Annotated in this window: 17 protein-coding genes and 1 pseudogene; 9 read left to right on the forward strand and 9 right to left on the reverse strand. The window is 74.8% G+C overall.

Translation table 11 applies throughout. The annotated features are described in order from the left end of the window. Positions 1–46: 46 nt before the first annotated feature. From ACWDAS_RS25010 to ACWDAS_RS25025, 4 genes and pseudogenes are all read left to right on the forward strand, one after another. Positions 47–1,780, forward strand: coding sequence for an RNA ligase family protein (locus ACWDAS_RS25010; protein ID WP_450394840.1), 1,734 nt, complete (start codon positions 47–49; stop codon positions 1,778–1,780). A gap of 1 nt (position 1,781) precedes the next feature. After that, positions 1,782–4,628 carry a poly(A) polymerase gene (locus ACWDAS_RS25015; RefSeq protein WP_450394843.1) on the forward strand — a complete coding sequence of 949 codons (2,847 nt, stop codon included), beginning with the start codon at positions 1,782–1,784 and terminating at the stop codon, positions 4,626–4,628. A 179-nt stretch (positions 4,629–4,807) separates the two neighbouring features. Next, entirely contained in the window at positions 4,808–6,151 is a 1,344-nt protein-coding gene (locus ACWDAS_RS25020; protein WP_450394845.1) for an acyltransferase family protein, read from the forward strand. A 334-nt stretch (positions 6,152–6,485) separates the two neighbouring features. Then, a pseudogene (locus ACWDAS_RS25025) lies at positions 6,486–6,617 on the forward strand (sulfite exporter TauE/SafE family protein); the annotation flags it as partial. Between the two features lie 43 nt (positions 6,618–6,660). On the opposite strand, the gene ACWDAS_RS25030 reads toward ACWDAS_RS25025, so the two are convergent. Next, the gene (locus ACWDAS_RS25030) at positions 6,661–6,948 is read right to left on the reverse strand and encodes a metal-sensitive transcriptional regulator (protein WP_450394848.1); all 288 of its coding nucleotides are present in this window, start codon (positions 6,946–6,948) and stop codon (positions 6,661–6,663) included. An 80-nt stretch (positions 6,949–7,028) separates the two neighbouring features. On the opposite strand from ACWDAS_RS25030, the gene ACWDAS_RS25035 reads away from it, so the two are divergent. Beyond that, positions 7,029–7,601 (forward strand): rhodanese-like domain-containing protein, encoded by a 573-nt coding sequence (locus tag ACWDAS_RS25035; protein WP_450394851.1) that lies wholly within the window; start codon positions 7,029–7,031, stop codon positions 7,599–7,601. Positions 7,602–8,053: 452 nt separating this feature from the next. Here ACWDAS_RS25035 and ACWDAS_RS25040 read toward each other — a convergent pair whose 3' ends face one another. From ACWDAS_RS25040 to ACWDAS_RS25055, 4 genes are read right to left on the reverse strand one after another with little or no spacing between them, the layout of a single operon-like run. Beyond that, positions 8,054–8,713, reverse strand: a complete 660-nt coding sequence (locus ACWDAS_RS25040) for a response regulator (protein WP_450394854.1) — start codon at positions 8,711–8,713, stop codon at positions 8,054–8,056. Between the two features lie 2 nt (positions 8,714–8,715). After that, entirely contained in the window at positions 8,716–9,663 is a 948-nt protein-coding gene (locus ACWDAS_RS25045) for a HAMP domain-containing sensor histidine kinase (RefSeq protein WP_450394857.1), read from the reverse strand. Positions 9,664–9,693: 30 nt separating this feature from the next. Continuing rightward, complete coding sequence (locus tag ACWDAS_RS25050; protein ID WP_450394860.1) at positions 9,694–10,911, reverse strand: cation:proton antiporter; 1,218 nt, start codon at positions 10,909–10,911, stop codon at positions 9,694–9,696. A gap of 4 nt (positions 10,912–10,915) precedes the next feature. Next, complete coding sequence (locus tag ACWDAS_RS25055; protein WP_450394863.1) at positions 10,916–11,401, reverse strand: cation:proton antiporter regulatory subunit; 486 nt, start codon at positions 11,399–11,401, stop codon at positions 10,916–10,918. A gap of 314 nt (positions 11,402–11,715) precedes the next feature. On the opposite strand from ACWDAS_RS25055, the gene ACWDAS_RS25060 reads away from it, so the two are divergent. Continuing rightward, positions 11,716–12,486: a CAP domain-containing protein gene (locus ACWDAS_RS25060; RefSeq protein ID WP_450394865.1), complete on the forward strand. Its 771-nt coding sequence runs from the start codon at positions 11,716–11,718 to the stop codon at positions 12,484–12,486. 39 nt (positions 12,487–12,525) lie between these two features. Here ACWDAS_RS25060 and ACWDAS_RS25065 read toward each other — a convergent pair whose 3' ends face one another. After that, positions 12,526–13,887 carry a sensor histidine kinase gene (locus tag ACWDAS_RS25065; RefSeq protein ID WP_450394867.1) on the reverse strand — a complete coding sequence of 454 codons (1,362 nt, stop codon included), beginning with the start codon at positions 13,885–13,887 and terminating at the stop codon, positions 12,526–12,528. Continuing rightward, positions 13,884–14,591 (reverse strand): response regulator transcription factor, encoded by a 708-nt coding sequence (locus ACWDAS_RS25070; RefSeq protein WP_450394870.1) that lies wholly within the window; start codon positions 14,589–14,591, stop codon positions 13,884–13,886. Before ACWDAS_RS25070 ends, ACWDAS_RS25065 begins: the two co-directional genes overlap by 4 nt. A 36-nt stretch (positions 14,592–14,627) precedes the next feature. On the opposite strand from ACWDAS_RS25070, the gene ACWDAS_RS25075 reads away from it, so the two are divergent. Both ACWDAS_RS25075 and ACWDAS_RS25080 read left to right on the forward strand, forming a co-directional pair. After that, a complete protein-coding gene (locus ACWDAS_RS25075) occupies positions 14,628–15,188 on the forward strand; it encodes a hypothetical protein (RefSeq protein WP_450394873.1) in 561 nt (186 codons plus the stop codon). A gap of 34 nt (positions 15,189–15,222) precedes the next feature. Beyond that, positions 15,223–15,837, forward strand: a complete 615-nt coding sequence (locus ACWDAS_RS25080) for a flavin reductase family protein (protein WP_450394876.1) — start codon at positions 15,223–15,225, stop codon at positions 15,835–15,837. Between the two features lie 83 nt (positions 15,838–15,920). Here ACWDAS_RS25080 and ACWDAS_RS25085 read toward each other — a convergent pair whose 3' ends face one another. After that, the gene (locus tag ACWDAS_RS25085) at positions 15,921–16,334 is read right to left on the reverse strand and encodes a hypothetical protein (RefSeq protein WP_450394879.1); all 414 of its coding nucleotides are present in this window, start codon (positions 16,332–16,334) and stop codon (positions 15,921–15,923) included. 155 nt (positions 16,335–16,489) lie between these two features. Here ACWDAS_RS25085 and sigJ point away from each other — a divergent pair, with 155 nt between their 5' ends. Then, entirely contained in the window at positions 16,490–17,443 is a 954-nt protein-coding gene (gene sigJ / locus ACWDAS_RS25090) for an RNA polymerase sigma factor SigJ (protein WP_450394882.1), read from the forward strand. A gap of 60 nt (positions 17,444–17,503) precedes the next feature. Here the strand turns inward: sigJ and ACWDAS_RS25095 are convergent, their stop codons facing one another. After that, entirely contained in the window at positions 17,504–18,034 is a 531-nt protein-coding gene (locus tag ACWDAS_RS25095; RefSeq protein ID WP_450394885.1) for an NUDIX hydrolase, read from the reverse strand. Positions 18,035–18,069: the final 35 nt, after the last annotated feature.

Below are 18,069 nucleotides of genomic sequence, written 5' to 3' on the forward strand. Positions count from 1 at the left end.
TTCCTACGGTGAGTGCGCACCACATCTCACGGGGGATTCCGGCACCATGCGCACGCACTATCCACGCACACCGCACCTGCCCTGGTCGCCCGGGGCCACGCCGGACGACATACGCGCCGGGGACACCGGAGCGCTCCGGGGCCGCGAGGTCGTCGTCACCGAGAAACTCGACGGCGAGAACACCACGCTCTACCGCGACGGGATGCACGCCCGGTCGCTCGACTCGGCCCACCACCCCTCCCGGGCGTGGGTCAAGGCGCTCCAGGGGCGGATCGGCCCCTCCCTGCCGCCCGGCCTGCGGGTGTGCGGGGAGAATCTGCACGCCCGCCACTCCCTCGCCTACGAGGACCTGGACAGCTGGTTCTACGGTTTCTCGGTGTGGGACGGCGACCACTGCCTCGACTGGGACGGCACGGTGCGCTTCCTGCGGCGGATCGGGATCCCGGTGCCGCCGGTGCTGTGGCGCGGCACGTACGACGAACGCGCGCTGCGCGCGCTGCGGCTCGACACGGCGCGGCAGGAGGGCTACGTCGTCCGCACCGTCGAGGGCTTCCGGTACGAGGAGTTCGGCCGGCATGTCGCCAAGTGGGTGCGCGCACGCCATGTGACCACCGGCACCCACTGGATGCACGCCCCCGTCGTCGAGAACGGGCTCGGCCCGGCCGCCCCGCTGTGGGCGGTACGTTCCGGCGCGGCCCCCGACGCCGGGGCGCTCGCCGCCGCCGTGGGCGTCCCCGTCACGGGCCCGGGGGCCGCCGACCGCGCCGCCGACGTCTCCGCCCGGCTCGACGTGCTCGGACGCACCGGGGACGCCCGGCTGGCCGGGGTCCTCGCCGCGCTGCTGCACGACAACCCCCGCGTCCGCCTCGCGCCCCGCCTCGCCGGGCCGCTCGGCATGGCGCAGGCCCGGCGCGTGGCCGACCTGGCCGGACTGCACACGGCCCTGCACCGGCCTTACCCCGACGAGGAGCGCGCGGGCGGCCTCGCCCGTGTGGCGCTCGCCGCCGACCTGGGCGTGCTCCACGCCGTGGCGTCCGCGGCCGCGCCGGACGGCGCCGCCCGCGAGCAGACCGAGTGGTCGGCGCTGCACGCGGAGGAGGCCGGCCTGCTCGGCCCCGAGCCGCTGGAACCGCTGCGGTCCGGGCTGCGCGGCGCACTCGCCGCCCTCGATCCCGACGCGGCCGACCGCTGCTGGACGGAGGCCCGGGCCGCGTACGCCGCCGGACGGATCGGCGGCGCCGACGAGGCCGTGGCCGCCACCTGGCGCTGGCGCTCCGGGGAGTTCCCCCGGCTGATCCACCTGACCGGACCCGCGGGCAGCGGCAAGAGCACCTTCGCCGACACGCTGCCCGGCACCGCCGTCCGCATCGGCCTCGACGACCTGCGCCTCGCCCGCGGCTCCCGCGCCGACCAGCGCGGCAACGCCGACGTCCTGCGCGAGGGACTGCGCCGGCTCGACACCGCGCTGGCCGGACGTGCGACGGTGGTGTGGGACGCGACGTCCCTCAACCCGCACCAGCGCTCCCTGGTGCACGCGGTGGCCCGCCGCCGTGACGCCCTGATCACGCACGCGGTGACCGTGGTCGACGAGGAGGAGCTGGCACGGCGCAACGCGACCCGCGCCCACCCCGTGCCCGCCGCCGTGCTGACCGCGCAGACCCGCCGGTTCACCCCGCCCTACCCCGGTGAGGCGCACCGCACCTGGTACATCGGCGCGGACGGCACCGTCGAGGACACCGACGGCACGCTCGGCGGCGCCCCGGCCGGACAGGAGGCGTGACATGCGCACCAGCGAGGAGATCTACCACCGGGTCCGCTGGGACGCCCGGTTCGACCCGGCGCGCTTCGTGCTCGGCGTCCACCAGCGCGGCGCCGCGCCCAAGCGGATCCCGCTGCCCGCCTTCGTGCCCGGCGGCGACATCCCCTGGCACCGCGTGCTGTTCGTCGAGGCGGACGGCGAGCTCGTCTGGGACCGCGCCACCGGCACCGACCGCATCGACGCCACCGACGCCGGACGCGTCCGCGACCCGCGCCTGCTGCGCCCGCCGTTCTTCACGGCCCTCGTCCCGCACGCGTGGGACGCCGGGCAACACGGCTGGCGCCCCGTCGAGCACACGCCCGGCGGGGCCGGGACGGCGGCGGGCGGACTGCGCGTCCTGACCTGGAACACCCTGTGGGACCGCTACGACAGCCACCGCATCGACACCGACCGGCGGCGCCCCTTGTTGCTGCGCGCCCTGGAGGAGGCCGACGCCGACGTCATCGCCCTGCAGGAAGTGGAGCCCGCCCTGCTCGACATGCTGCTGCGGGCCCCCTGGGTGCGCGCGCGGTACACCCTGGGCACCGACCCGTCCGGGCGGGACACCGACGACAGCGGGGTGCTGCTCCTCAGCCGGCTGCCCGTACGGGAGGCCGCCCTGCACGCACTCGGCCCGCACAAGGCCGTCACCGCGATCACCCTCGGGACGGCCGCCGGGCCGCTCGTCGTCGCCGCGACCCATCTGACCAGCGACCACTCCGACGACGGCCCCGCCCGGCGGCAGGCCGAACTCGCCCGGCTCGCCGAGGGACTGGCCGGAGTCGAGGGCGAGCTGCTCCTGCTCGGCGACTTCAACGACGGCGGTGACGGACCGGCGCTCGCGCTGGGCCTGCGCGACGCCTGGACGGAGGCGCACGGGCCGGACGACCGCACGCCCACCTTCGACCCGGCGGCCAATCCGCTGGCCGCCGTCTCCTCGCTCAGCGGCCGTGCCTCCCGGCTCGACCGCGTACTGCTGCGCGAGGGCGGACCGCGTGTCACGGGAGCCGCGCTGCGGGGCGACACGCCCACGGCGGAGGGCCTGTTCGTCTCCGACCACTACGGCGTGGAGGTCACCCTGGCACTCGCGGCGGGCGGAGCGGACGATGCCGCCGGCGTCCTCGACCTGGCGCCCACCGCGCGCACCGCCGTCGCCTGGCTGCCGCCGCACGAGCTGTGGCCCGCGATCCAGGCGGTACGACGCGATCACGACCCCCAGATCCACCGATGGCCGCCGCACGTCAACCTGCTGTTCGGCTTCGTGCCGGAGGCCGCGTTCGAGCGGGCCGCGCCCCTGCTGGCCGAGGCCGTCTGCGGCATCGGTCCCTTCACCGCACGGCTCGACGGGGTGCACACCTTCGGGCACCGCGAGGACGCCACCGTCTGGCTCGACCCGGCGGCCGACGGCGGCACGTCCTGGGCGGTCCTCCAGCACGCGCTCGCCCGCCGCTTCCCCCGCTGCCGCGGCCGCGCGGAGGGCTTCACACCGCATCTGTCGCTCGGCCGCACCCACGACCCGCTGCGGGTCGCAGCCGACTGCGCCGCCCGCCTCGGCGGCACGACGGCACGGGTCGGCGAGCTCGTCCTGCTCTCACGGCGCGGCGACGAGCCGATGCGGGCCCGGGCCACGGTCGAGTTGGGGACGGGGGAGCTGCGCTGGCTGCCCGAGGAAGGGACCGGCACCGGCGACGGCTGCGGGACCGGCGGCATCCCGGAGGACGCCCCGCACGCCCGCGAGACCGCGCGCCGCGTCGCGGAGGCCCTGTCCGGGGGCGTGGTCCAGGTCGCCGGCTCCCGCCGCATGGGCTGCGCCCTTCCCGGCGCCGACCTGGACCTCGTGGCCGCGCTGCCCGGCACCGCCGACATGGCGGAGGTCCGGGCGCGGGTGACGGACGCGCTGCCGGATGCGACCCGCGTACGGCAGGTGACCGGCGCACGCGTGCCCGGACTGCGCCTGCGCGCCGGCGACCTGGACGTCGACCTGGTCGTCGTGGCCACCGGGGCCCTCGACCCCGCCGAAGCGGTCGCCCGCCGCGCCGAGCTGGGGGAGGCCGCCGCCGTCGCACTCAGCGCGGTCAGCGACGCCGACGCTGTCCTCGACCTGGCCGGCGACCACGACCGCTTCGCGGGTCTCGCCCGCCGGGTCAAGGCATGGGCCCGGGCACGCGGGCTGGACTCCGCCCCCTTCGGCGGCCTGCCCGGCCTGGCCTGGTCGCTGCTCGCCGCGCGTACCGTCCACGACGCCCCCGGCGTGCCCGTCGACGGGCTGCTCCGGCACTTCTTCGCCACCTGGGCCGCCTGGGACTGGCGCCAACCGGTCGGTTCCGCGGGGGAGTCCGGCCCCGCGGTCTCCGTCGCCACGCCGACCGAGCCCGTCCGGCTGTGCACCGCGCAGGTCGGCCCGGGCGGCCGCGACCTGCTCACCCAGGAGCTCTACCGAGCCTGGGACGTGTTGGAGGCGGCGGTCGGCACGGGCGCTGATCCCTGGCCCGAACTGGTCGCCCCGCCCCCGCTCCACCGCCGCCACGCGGCCTGGGCCGTGCAGGCCGTGCACGGTGCGACGGAGGCGGAGTTCGAGGACACCCTGGGCCGGTTCCGGGGCCGCGTCCGCGCGTTCCTCACCGCCCTGGAGGACACCGGCACCACCGGCGCCCACGCCTGGCCCCGCCCCTTCCGCACCACCCCCCGCTCCGCCCACTACGCGATCGGCCTCGGCCCCAACCCGCCCACCGCCGCCGCCCTCGCGGCCCTGGCCGCCCCCTGGACCCGCGGCCTGCCCGGCGTGGAGGTGACATGGGCGGAGGGCGGCGCGGTGCCGACGCCGCGCTGAGCGCGCCCCCTGACGCACCGGCGGCCTGACGCCGCGTCACCAGGCCCCCCCGGGGGGTGTGCGGAACCGCTGCCGGCGCTGTCGCCCGGATGCCGGTCAGGCCGCGCCGCGGGCACGAAACGGTTGCGGCGGTCGCCATCCATGGCGGCCCGGTCACGGGTGCGGCAGCATGATCCGGCATGGAGCGAGACCGGTACGTCGACTTCCTTCGGGCCCTGGCGATCTGCCTGGTGGTGCTCGGCCACTGGCTGATCACCGCCCTGGTCCGGGAACCGGGCGGGGGCATCGCCGCGCCGGAGCTTCTGGCGGAGATCCCCTGGACGCAGTGGCTGACCCTGGGTTTCCAGATCATGCCGTTGTTCTTCCTGGCGGGCGGCCACGCGGCGGGCGGTTCCTGGGCGCGTACCCGCGCCGCGGGCGGCGGGGCCGCCCCCTGGGTGGCCCGGCGGGCGCTGCGGCTGCTGCTGCCGACGGCCGCGTACTGCGGGCTGGTGGTGCTCGCCGTCGCGGTCTGCTCGGCGGTCGGCGTGGACCGGGGAACGCTGTCGCTCGCGGGGTGGGCGATGGCGATGCAGTTCTGGTTCCTCCCGGTGTATCTGCTGCTCAGCGCCCTGACGCCGGTACTGCACTGGGCGCACCGGCGCTGGGGGCTGCTGGTCCCGGCGCTGATGGGCGCGGTCGCGGTGCTGGCCGACACGCTGGTGCTCGCGGCGGGCGCCCCGTCGTACACCGGGCTGCTCAACTACGTGCTGGTGTGGGGCGTGGCCTATCAGCTCGGGTTCTGCTGGCGGGACGGGCAGTTGACGCGGCTCCGCCGGATGCCGTCGTCGTTGCCGGCCGCCGGGATGGCGCTCGGCGGCGCGCTCGCCTTCACGGCGCTGATCACCATCGGGCCGTTCCCGGTGAGCTTGATCCGGGTCACCGCAGAGACCGTCGGCAACACCGATCCCCCGTCGGTGGCCATGCTGGCCTGGGTGGTGGCCCAGGTCGGCGGATGCCTGCTGGCCGCTCCGGTCGTCCGGCGATGGCTGAGCGGCGCAACGGTGTGGCGGGCGGTGCGGTTCCTGGGCGGTGCGAGCATGACCCTGTACCTGTGGCACATGCTGCCGGTGCTGCTCGCCGCGGTGTTCTGGCTCGTCGGACTTGCGCCCGACACGGCCTTCGGGACTGCGGCCTGGTGGGCGCTGCGCGCGCCGTGGCTGTTGGTGCTCACGGTGTTCCTGGCCGGTGTCTTGTTCGCGCTGCGGCCGCTGGAGCGGGTCCTGGCGCGCCTGTACGAGGTCGTCACCCCGGTCCCCGGCGCTGGGTACCGCCGTCCCGCGCTGCTCTGGTCCGGCCTGGCCTGCGGCACTGCCGCCCTCGCGTACTGGGCGGTGCGCGGCTTCGCCGCCGACGGCCGGTTCCCTGTACTGCCCGCGCTCGCCTTCGCCGTCGGCCTGGCACTGGTGGCCCTGCCCCGTCACGGGGCGGCGGACGCGCGCGGGCACCGGGAACCGCGGGAGGCCGCCGAAGAGGCCGCGTGACAGGGCGTCCACCCGGCGGCAGCCCCGTGCGGGGTCGACGTCCCATGTCCCGCGGCCGATCGGCGGAGCGTACCCGGGCGCCGGCTCGCCCCTGAAGCAGGCCTGACGCCGCGGGGCGCCCGCACGCGCTGCCGTCCCGTCCGCGGCGCCTTCGCCCGCCCGGGCGACACCGCGGTCACGTGGACATCCCACCCCGTCCGGCCGTCGCGACGGCGCCTCCCGTACCTGCCTCCCGACCAGGCGGCAGCAGAAGCTCCTGCATACCCCCGGGGGTACCTCTGCTACGATGGGATATACCCCGGGGGGTAAATGACGTGGGAGGCGTGCCGTCGCCGCGGCGGCCGTGCTCGGCGCCTGGGACGGCAAGCGGCTGGCCGGCCGGGTCTCCGCCGGGGCGCTGCGGCGGATCTTCGCCCGGATGCTGCTGGCGCTGGCGGCGGTCATGCTGATCGGCGTGATCGTGTGACCGGCCGTGCCGCGCCGCCGCCACCGCGGGCGGCGGCCGGGCCTCAGGCGAGCGACAGGAAGAGCTTCTCCAGCCGGGTGCGCATCTGCTCCCGGTCCTCGTCGGACTTCACACCGCCCTCGGTGTCCGTCAGGCACTGCTGCAGACCGGTGGCGATGATCGCGAAGCCCGCCCGGTCCAGGGCCCGTGAGGCGGCCGCCAGCTGGGTCACGACCTCCTCGCAGTCGCGTCCCTCCTCGATCATCCGGATCACTCCCGAGATCTGACCCTGTGCCCTGCGCAGGCGGTTGAGCACCGCCTTCAGCTCGGCGGCCGCGAGATCCAGTTCCACGAACACTCCTCCATAAATACCCCTAGGGGTAATTTACTCCCCTCCCGGGGCATCGTCGACGACCAAGGATGACAGCAGAGATGACCACCCTCCTCACCCTCGACATCGACCGGGCACGGACCCGGCTCCCCGAACTGACCGTCGTGGACGTCCGCACGCCCGGCGAGTACGCCTCCGGCCACCTGCCCGGCGCCCTCGACGTCCCCCTCGACCAGGTGCGCCGAGCCCTGCCCGCCCTCCGGTCGGCCGCGGCCCGCGGCGAACTCCTCGTGGTCTGCGCCTCGGGCGGCCGCTCCGAGAACGCCTGCCGCGCCCTCGCCGGGCACGGCGTCACCGCCGCCACCCTGGTGGGCGGCACCAACGCCTGGGCCGAGCGCGGCCTCCCGCTCGACCGGCCGGCCGTCACCACCCGGACCGGCTGGTCCATGGAACGCCAGGTCCGCCTCACCGCGGGCACCGTCGTCCTCACCGGTCTCGGCCTCGGGCTGCTGCACCCCGCCTGGCAGCTGCTGTCCGCCGGGATCGCGGGCGGACTGGTCTTCTCCGCCGTCACCGGCACCTGCGGCATGGCCGCCCTCCTGGCGAAGCTGCCGCACAACCGCCCCCGCCCCGCCGACCTCGGCGCGACCCTCGCCGCGCTGGCACGCGACTGACCGCGACGGGCAGCCAGGGGTGGCAACCAGGGGTGACCTGACGGCGGACCACGCCCTGCCCTCGGAGAGTCCCGCGATCCGGTCGAAGGCGCGGGCGACGACCTCGCGGCGGGCCGCGCGGTACCCGGGTCCGGGTCCGGGGCCGTCGACGGCGCGTCCCGGACGCCGGCGCAGGCGGCCTCCCACTCCCGGACCGCCGCGGCCGCCGGGAGCACGGCGCCGGGCCACCCCTGGGCGGCGATCAGGTGCGGCAGCCCCACGTTGCACGGCACGGCCACGCCCCGGTACTCGTCGGGCCCCCCACCGGGTCGCCGGTCATCGCCTCCGCGACCTCCGGGACCAGTCGCCCGGTGGACAGGGACAGATGGTCCGCCGCCGTGTCCTCGTCGAAGTCGCCCGCACCCCGACCGCCCACCGTTCCTCCGCTCCGCGTCCGGTCGGGCCGGCTGCCGTCACGGTTCGATCAGGCCGGCCCGGATCGCGTACCGCGTGAGCTCCAGACGGTCGCGCAGGCCCAGCTTCTGCAGGATGTTGGCACGGTGCCGCTCGACGGTCTTGGCGCTGATGAAGAGGATGTCCCCGATCTCCTTGGACGTGTGGCCCTCGGCGACCAGCTTGAGGATCTCCTCCTCCCGGTCGGTGACGGCCCTCGCGGGCAGCGGCTCGCCCTGCCGCGCGCGCTCCAGGAGGTTGCGCACGAGCGCGGTGACCGCGCCCGGGTAGATGAACGGCTCGTCGCGCATGGCGGCGCGGCAGGCCTCCACGAGGTCGCGGTCGGCCACGGACTTCGGGACGTACCCGCTGGCGCCCACGCGCAGGGCCTCGAAGAAGAACTGCTCGTTGTCGTGCATCGTCAGCATCAGGATGCGCAGTCCGGGCCGGAGCCGGGAGATTTCGCGGGCCGCCTGGAGCCCGGTGAGACGGGGCATCGCGATGTCGAGGACGGCCAGGTCGAGTTTGTGGGCGCGGGCCTGCTCGATGGCCTCGGCCCCGTCCCCTGCCTCCGCGACGACGGTCAGGTCCGGTTCGTCGTCGAGGATCATCCGCACGCCGCGGCGCACCAGCGCGTGGTCGTCGGCGAGCAGGATCCGGGTCTTCGCCGCGGCGGGCACGGTCAGCGGTCCTCCTTCGACGCGGGGACGTCGAGCCGCACCTCGGTGCCGCCGTGCGGTCCCGGGGCGAGCGTGAGCCGCGCCCCGATCAGCAGGGCGCGCTCGCGCATGCCGCGGATCCCGGCGCCCTCCGGCGCGGCGCCCAGGCCCTTGCCGTCGTCCCGGACGATCAGCCGCGCACCGGTGGCGGTGCGCTCCAGGACGAGGTCCACGCGCCCGGCGCCGGCGTGGCGCGCGGTGTTGGTCAGGCCCTCCTGGGCGACCCGGTAGAGGACCAGCTCGGTCTGCTTGTCCGGCACCGGCAGATCGGGGTCCAGGCGATGGCCCACCGCCAGTCCCGGGTGGGCGAACTCGGCGGCCAGCGCCCGGAGCGCGCTGGGCAGCCCCAGTTCCTCCAGGACACCGGGCCGCAGCCGCCGCGCGATGCGCCGGATCTCCTCCAGGCTGCCGCGGGTGGTCTCGCGCACCTGGTGCAGCTCCTCGCGCAGCGGGCCCGGGGCGAGTTCGGTGACGTGCTTGAGCTGCAGGAGCACCGCGGTGAGGGTCTGCCCGACCTCGTCGTGGAGTTCCTGGGCGATGCGCCGGCGCTCGGCCTCCTGGCCGGACAGCACGCGGGCGCTGCCGGCGGCCCGTTCGCTCTCCAGCCGGTCGAGCATGGTGTTGAACGTCGTGATGAGCTCCGCGATCTCACCGTGTCCGGCGACGGCCGGCCGGCTGCCGGGACGCAGCAGGTCCGCCGCCGTCATGGCCCGGGTCAGCCGGCGCAGCGGCGCCAGCCCGACCCGGAACAGCACGGCGTCGGCGACGAGCATGGCGACCAGGCCGGCAACCACCACCGCCGCCTCGGCCGGCAGCACCGGGGAGGAGACGGTGACCGGCCCCAGCAGCAGCACCGTGGCCACCACCAGCACGGCGGCGTTGAGCAGGAAGATCCGCCAGAACAGCGACACGGCTCCCGGCCTCCTCTCGGCCTCTCGGGTTCAGTCCCCGGCGACGGGGGACGGGGTGCGGTCAGGCTCGGTGCCGTTGCCGCGTGCCGGAGCGCGGCGCCGGGCCAGGGCGCGCGCCAGCGGCTCGGTGCAGCGGGCCGTCAACGGGCCGAAGACCACCAGCAACAGTACGTAGGCCGTGGCCAGCGGGCCCAGTGCGGGCTCGACGCCCGCCGTGACACCCAGTCCCGCGATGACGATCGAGAACTCGCCGCGCGCGACGAGCGCGCCGCCCGCCCGCCATCTGCCGCGCACCGCGACCCCGGCGCGGCGCGCCGCCCAGTAGCCGGTCGCGATCTTCGTCAGGGCGGTGACGACCGCCAGCGCCAGCGCCGGCAGCAGGACCGGTGGGATGCTGGCCGGGTCGGTGTGCAGACCGAAGAAGACGAAGAACACGGCCGCGAACAGGTCCCGCAGCGGGCTCAGCAGCGAGTGCGCGCCCTCGGCGACCTCCCCGGACAGCGCGATGCCGACCAGGAACGCGCCCACCGCCGCCGACACCTGCAGCTGCTGGGCGATGCCCGCCACCAGCAGCGTCAGCCCCAGCACGACGAGCAGCAGCTTCTCCGGGTCGTCGCTGGAGACGAAGCGCGAGATGACCCGCCCGAAGCGGACCGCGATCAGCAGCACCAGCCCGGCGGCGCCCAGCGCCACCGCCAGCGTCACACTGCCCGCCGCCCACCCGACCCCGGCCAGCAGCGCGGTGAGGATCGGCAGGTACACCGCCATCGCCAGGTCCTCGAGGACCAGGATGCTCAGGATGACCGGCGTCTCGCGATTGCCGAGCCGCCCGAGGTCGCCCAGCACCTTCGCGATGACCCCGGAGGAGGAGATCCACGTCACACCCGCGAGCACCACCGCCGCCACCGGGCCCCAGCCGAGCAACAGCGCGGCCACCGCGCCCGGCAGGGCGTTGAGCGCGATGTCGACCAGGCCCGACGGATACTGCGTCCTGAGATTCCCGATCAGATCGTTCGCGGTGTATTCCAGGCCGAGCATCAACAACAGCAGGATGACGCCTATCTCGGCGCCGATCGCCACGAACTCCTCGCTGGTGCCCAGCGGAAGGATGCCGCCCTCGCCGAAAGCGAGACCGGCCAGCAGATAGAGGGGAATGGGGGAGAAACGCAATCGGCCGGCGACCCTGCCGAGCAGGCCCAGGCCGAGGATGATGGCACCGAATTCGATGAGGAAGACCGCGGAGTGCAAGGGCTCACTCCCGCCCGAGTATCGCCGCGGCGGCCTCGACGCCCTCACGGGTGCCGATGACGATCAGGGTGTCGCCGCCGGCCAGGCGGTAGTCCGGTGCGGGAGAGGGGATCGCGTCCGCCCGGCGCAGCACGGCCACGATGGAGGCACCGGTGTCCGTGCGCATGCGCGTCTCGCCGAGCAGGCGGCCGTTCCAGAGGGAGGTCGCGGGCAGTTCGATCCGCTCGGCGACCAGACCGAGGTCGGTCGTGTGCAGCAGGTTCGGGCTGTGGTGGGCCGGCATCAGCGCGTCGATGAGCGACGTCGCCTCGGCCCCGGTCAGCCGCAGCGACTGCGCACAGGCGTCCGGGTCGTCGGCGCGGTACACGTTCACCGTACGGGAACCGTCGCGATGGGCGACGACCGACACATGCCGCCGCTCCCGCGTCGTGAGGTCGTATCGGACACCGATACCCGGCAACGGTGTCGTGCTCATCCGCGGAGCAGGCACAGCTCGATTCCCTTCACGGCCGACGCCGTCGATTCCTTGTCCGTTTCGCCCCCATGAATCCTCATCCTTTCATCCGGGCGAACCGTGCGGATATGGGTGTTGACACCCATCGGGCGCCGCTGTGACGGTGCCCACACCGCGGGCGGAAACCGCCGTGTCAACCGGTGTCCTACCTGAGCGCATCCTTATGTGTTCTTGAAGATCCGCTCCGGACCGGCGAGTTCTCCCCCGGGTGCGCCTAGGGTCGCAGTGCCCGGTACGCCGTTCGCCGACGTTCCCGGGTGGTGTTCCCGTCAGCCGGAGGTACCCCGAGCATGAGTTCCCACAGGAAACGACACCGCGCCCGCCGCGCTCCCTCGGCGCGGTCCTGGCCGCTGGCCGCGGCCGTGGCGACGGTCGCGGCGGGTGCCCTGGTCGGTGTCGGCGGGCAGTTCGGGAACGGCCCCGGCGGCAAGAACGCCGCCTCGCTGGAGGCCGGCGACCAGGAGGCGGCCGACCCCGTCGCCTCCGACGCCCGCCCGGAGACCACCGGTCCCACCGCCACGCCCGCGAGCCCCAGCGCCTCCCCCACGAAAGAACGCCGCGAGCCCACCTCGCGGCACTCCCGTACGCCGCGGCCCAGCGCCACACCCAGCCGTACGGTGACGCCGGCGCCGGCCTCCACGACCGTCGCGGCGCAGTCCCCGTCGACCGACGGCGAGGACCCGGTGGTCGCGGAGATCGTCCGGCTGGTCAACGAGGAGCGCGCCTCCGCCGGATGCCGCCCGGTGACCCTGGAGGACCGGCTCACCGAGGCCGCCCAGGACTACACGGACGTGATGGCCCGCTCGGGCGTCCTCTCCCACACCGGCCCCGACGGGTCCACCATGGCCGGGCGCGTCGAGGCGGCCGGATACCAGTGGTCCACCCTCGGTGAGAACATAGCCGTGGGCCAGCGGACCGCAGCCGCGGTGATGGACGCCTGGATGCACAGCGAGGGGCACCGGGCCAACATCCTCAACTGCAGTTTCGAGCAGATCGGAGTCGGCGTGAACACGTCGTCCAACGGTCCCTGGTGGACCCAGGACTTCGGCACGCCCCGCTGAACCGCCGACCGGCCGGTCAGCTGGGGCGGCCGGTCGGCCTCAGGCCGGGTGCGGGTGGCGCCTCGCGCGTCGGGCCGCTTTCCTTCCCCCCACAGGCGGCCCGCCGGCGAGCCCGAGCGTCACCCGTACCCTCGTTCCGCCCAGCGGCCCCCGGGTGATCTCCATCCCGCCGTCCCCGGCGGCCGCGGTCCGCTGCACGATGTCCAGGCCGAGCCCCGTGGAGCCGCCCACGCTCACCCCGCGGGTCCGCGCGGTGTCCGGGTCGCTGATCCCGGGCCCGGCGTCGTCCACGGTGAGCAGCACGGCGCGGGCGGTCCGCTCCACCGTCACCGCCAGCGCCGTGCCCTGCGGCGTGTGCCGGAAGACGTTGCCGATCAACGCGTCGACCACCGCCGCGAGTTCGTCCTCCCCGAGCGGGACCTTCGTCGCCTCGGCCGTCGCCTCCAGGCGGCACTCCCGCCCCTGCTGCGCCGCCAGGACGGACCAGAACTCGACCCGGCCGCGCACCACGGCCGACGCCTCGCACTCCCGCGCGCGGCCCGGGCGCTCGGGCGCCGCCGACAGGGGCGTACGGGCCGCGTCGATGATCGAGTCGAGTTCGCTCTCCAGGTGCGCGATCGCGGCCTCCAGATCCTCGCCCCGGTAGCCGGGGACCTGCGCGGCGATCCGCTCGGCCTCCAACTGCAGCCGGGTCAGCGGGGTCCTCAGGCGGTGCGAGAGATCGGCGACCAGCTCCCGTTCCATGGCGAGCAGTTCGACAACCCGGTCGGCCATCGTGTTGAAGGCCACCCCCGCCTCCTGCAGTTCCGGCGGCCCCTTGGGCTCCACCCGGATCCCCAGTTCCCCGGCGCCGAGCGAGCGCGAGGCCCGGGACAGGCCCTGGGAGGCGCGCACCACCCGCGCGCCCAGCCGGTCGGCGACCAGCACCGACCCCGCCACCAGACCCAGCGCCAAAACGGCCATCATCGCCCAGGACGCCTTCACCCCGCGGTCCAGGTCCGCGCGCGGTACGAAGGACTCCACCACCGCCACCCGGTCCCGGGCCAGGATCACCGGCTGCAGGTAGACCCAGCCGGCGGAGGTGTCCGCGGCCACCGTCCTGCGCCCGTCGGCCGCCCGGTCGAGGGCCTCCTTGGACGCGTGGACGGTACCCACCACCTGCCCGTCCGGCAGCCGCACGCTCAGATGGTCGCCCGAGTCCAGCCCCGCAACTGCCTGCTGGACGTCCGCCGGCCGTGTGGTGAGGGCGAGCACCGGCGCGAGCGCCGCCGCGCGCTGCTCGGCCACCGTGGTCGCCCGGGACCTGGCCTCGGACTGCACCAGCAGCGCCAGCGGGATCAGAAAGGACAGCGCCACCATGGAGGTCACCGCCAGCGCCACCCCGGCCAGGGCGCGTCTCATCGCGGCGTCACCAGCTTGATGCCGACTCCCCGGACCGTGTGCAGATAGCGCGGCTGTGAGGCCCGCTCGCCCAGCTTGCGGCGCAGCGCCGACAGATGGACGTCGATGGTCTGGTCCTCCACGTACGCCTGCCGCCACACGTCCGCCAGGATCCGGCGGCGCGGCACCACCCGGTCCGCGTGCTCCGCCAGATAGGCCAGCAGATCGAACTCCCTCCGGGTCAGCCGCAGTTCGAGCCCGTCGTGGTACGCCGCCCGGGCCGGTACGTCGATCAGCAGACCGCCCACCCGGATCGCGCCGGCCGCCCCCTCCGGGGCTGGACCCGCAGGCTGCTCCGGCGCCATCGACGAGCGGCGCAGCACCGCCGCCAGCCGGGCCGCCAACTGGCCGCCGGAGAAGGGTTTCACCAGATAGTCGTCGGCACCCGCGTTCAGCAGCCGGATCACCTCGTTGTCGTCGTCGCGCGCCGTGGCGACGAGGACCGGGACCCGCGAGATGCCGCGCAGCATCCGCAGCACGTCCACCCCGTCCAGGTCGGGCAGCCCCAGATCGAGCACCACGGCGTCCGGGGGACGCTGCGCCGCCTGCCGGAGCGCCTCGAAACCGTGGGCCGAGCTGCGCACCGTGTGGCCGTGCGCGGTCAGCACCTCGACCAGCCTCGCGCGTATCGCGGGGTCGTCCTCGACCAGGAGTACGGATGCCATGTGGAGGGACAGTATCCGGTCGGGAAAGATGGCGGGGTGCCCCGGTACCTGCGCTACGTCGTCATATGGCTCTCGTGCACCGCGGTCAGCGTGACCGCGGTCATGCTCACCGTGGGCTTCGTGGTGGGCTCGACACGCCCGACGCCGCCGGTCGCGCGCGACATCCCCGAGAGCGCGCTGGCCGGGAGCAGCCCGTCCGCGGCGAAGCCCACCCCCTCCCGCTCCGCCCCGGCGTCCCCCGCCGCGAAGCGCACCGCGAGCCCCACCGCCCGCCGTCCGGCCCGGACCCCGTCCCGGCCGGCCGTGCCGGTGCCCGCCACCCGCACCCCCCGCGCCTCCGCCACCCCCGTCGACTGCGGTACCGGCGGGGCCGGGGTGCACACCCTGCAGTCGCAGGGCGGGCAGGCCTCCGTGCGCTTCGGCGAGAACGCGGTCTGCCTCGTCTCCGCCGTACCGGCCAGCGGCTTCACCGTCTCCACCCGGCGCGACGGTGCGCAGCAGCTGACGGTGACGTTCTCCGGCGACCGGCACCGCTCCGAGATCGTCGCCACGACCACCCCGCAGAGCAAGGCGGCCATCAAAGAGGTGTCCTGGTGATCCGGCCCGGCGGCCGAGCGGGATACTGGGCGCCATGCGTATCGACTTCGATCCCGAGGCCATGGGCCGGACCCCGTTCTACAAGCTCCTGACCTCGGTGGTCGTCCCGCGCCCCATCGCCTGGGTTTCGACGCTCAGCGAGGCGGGGACGGCCAATCTGGCACCGCACTCGTTCTTCACCGTCGCCTGCGTCAGCCCGCCGATCGTGCAGTTCACCTCGGTGGGGCGCAAGGACTCGCTGCGCAACATCGAGGAGACCCGGCAGTTCGTGGTCAACCTCGCCCCCGAGCACCTCTTCGAGCAGGTCAACGCCACCGGCACCGACTTCCCGCGCGGTGTCAGCGAGTTCGAGGCGGTCGGCATCGCCCGCGAGCCCAGCCGCGCGGTCAAGCCGCCCCGCGTCGCCGCCTCGCCCGTGGCCCTGGAGTGCGAGCTGCACAGCACGGTCACCCTCGGCGACTCGACCGTCGTCTTCGGGCGCGTGGTGCACGCCGCCGTCTCCGAGGCCGTCATGGTCGAGGGCCACCCCGACGTCCGCAAACTCCGCCCGCTGGCCCGCCTCGGCAAGGACGAGTGGGGCACGACCGGCGAGGTCCTGGAGATCTCCCGCATCCGCTACTCCGACTGGCCGGGTGTCACCCAGGGCTAGGCCGGAAGGCTCCACGGGCCCGTCCTGGGCGAGGCCTGCCCCGGTGCCGTGGGGCGTCACCGCCAAGGATCACGCCACGTCCGTCACCGCACCGCCGCCCCCGGCAGGCGCGCGGACAGCGCGTGGCCCAGCGCCGGCACGCTCAGGCCGAACATCAGGATGCCCAGGGGGACATGGAGCGACGGCACGTGCGCGATGCCCAGCACCACCTGCACCGAGGCGAGCACGAGGAAGCCGCAGGCGTACAGGATCGGGCGGGGCGTGCCGCCGCCCGGCCGCCACGCCAGGATCGCGGCGAGCACGTACAGCATCGAGGCGGCGTACATCACGCGCGCTCCGGCGCTGTGCAGTGCCTCGCCGTGGGACGAGGACAGCAGCAGCCCGGCGGTGACCGCCTGGAAGAAGATGGCCGAGGTCTGCAGGGCGATCGCGACCCGCAGGAATGCCACGCTGCGCTGATGTGACGTTGTCGAAGTGGCCAAGGTGCGGTCCCCCATCTGCCTCGCGGCGGTGGATCGGTAGCGTCTCGGAGATCCGACGACGCGGGCCCGTGAAATGTGAGGCGAGGCGCCGGCCTCACATTCCGGTGCGGTGTTTCGTCGAAGTGGCGAAGAGCGGAGACGGACGGGAAGAAGCGGGAGCGGCCGTGACCATGAGCACTCCATCCGAGCCGGGGCACGACCGGTCCGAGCCGGACCTCAGCACGGTCGTCGGCGAGCGGCGCCGGCTGACCAATCTCGCCTACCGGCTGCTCGGTTCGCTGGCCGAGGCCGAGGACGCCGTCCAGGAGACCTACGCCCGCTGGTACGCGATGTCGCCGCGACAGCAGGAGGCCGTCGCGTCGCCCGGGGCCTGGCTGACGACGGTGGCCGGCCGGGTCTGCCTGGACCTGCTCGGCTCGGCGCGGGTCCGGCGCGAGCGCTACGTCGGCGAGTGGATCCCCGAGCCGCTGCCCGACCGCACGGAGTGGATCAGCGGGCCGGCGGGCGGCGGCGGGGCCGGGCCGGCCGACCCCGCGGACCGGATCGCCCTGGACGAGTCGGTGAACATGGCCTTCCTCGTCCTGCTGGAGTCGATGACGCCCGCCGAGCGCGTGGCGTTCATCCTGCACGACGTCTTCCGGTACCCCTTCGCCGAGGTCGCCGCGATCGTCGGCCGGACACCGGCGGCCTGCCGGCAGCTGGCGTCCTCGGCCCGCCGGCGCATCCGAGCCGAGCGGGCCCCGGCGGTTCCGGCGGCCGGGCAGGCCGGTCTGGTACGGCATTTCAAGGAGGCGTGGGAGGCCGGGGACATCAAGGCCCTCGTCGACCTCCTCGACCCCGACGCCACGATGACCGCCGACGGCGGCGGACTGGTCGGCGCCGTCCTCCGCCCCGTCGAAGGCGGCGAACGCATCGCCCGGTTCCTGATCCACATGGCAGGCAGGGCCCCTGGGCTGACCCTCCTGGAGCGGACGGTCAACGGCCGGCCCGGCCTGGTCGCCCAGCAGGCGGGCGTCACCGTGACCGTGGCGGCGTTCAGCCTCACCGACGGCCGCGTCACCCGCATCTGGGCGGTCCGCAACCCGGACAAACTGCGCTCATGGACCGGGACCGGACAGGGCTGACCCGGCGCCGCCATCGTCTCGTGAGGGCCCAGTGGCGACGGCGCCGAGCCGCCGGTCCCCTCAACCGAGCCGGATCGCGTGGAGCATGAGCAGCGCGGCCGCCATGTTGGCGGCCGGCACCTCGCCGCGGGCGACCATGTCGGGCACCGCCTTCAGGGGGACCCACTCGCGCCGGTCGGACTCGAAGTCGTCCTGGGGGCGGCCGGTGCGGACCGCCTCCTCGGCCCAGTAGACATGGTGGGTCGCGTCCGTCAGGCCGTTGGACGGCTCCAGCGTCAGCAGGTGCCGCAGGGGTCCGGGCCGCCAGCCGGTCTCCTCCAGCATCTCGCGGGCGGCCGCGGCCGGGATCGACTCCCCGTCCTCCACCACCCCGGCCGCCAGCTCCCAGCCCCAGCTGTCGGTGATGAAGCGGTGCCGCCACAGCAGCAGCACCTCGTTGTCCCGGTTGACGGCGGTCGCCACGGCGACCGGGCGGAGCCGGATGAGGTAGTGGTCGAGATGGCGCCCGTCGGGCAACTCCACGTCGGCGAGGTTCACCCGGAACCATCGATTCTCGTACACGGTGTGCTCCCCGAGGTTCTTCCACTGCACGATGCCGCCGCCTCCCGCCGTGTCGGTGCCGGCTC

The sequence above is a fragment of the Streptomyces sp. NPDC001070 genome, assembly GCF_053598835.1.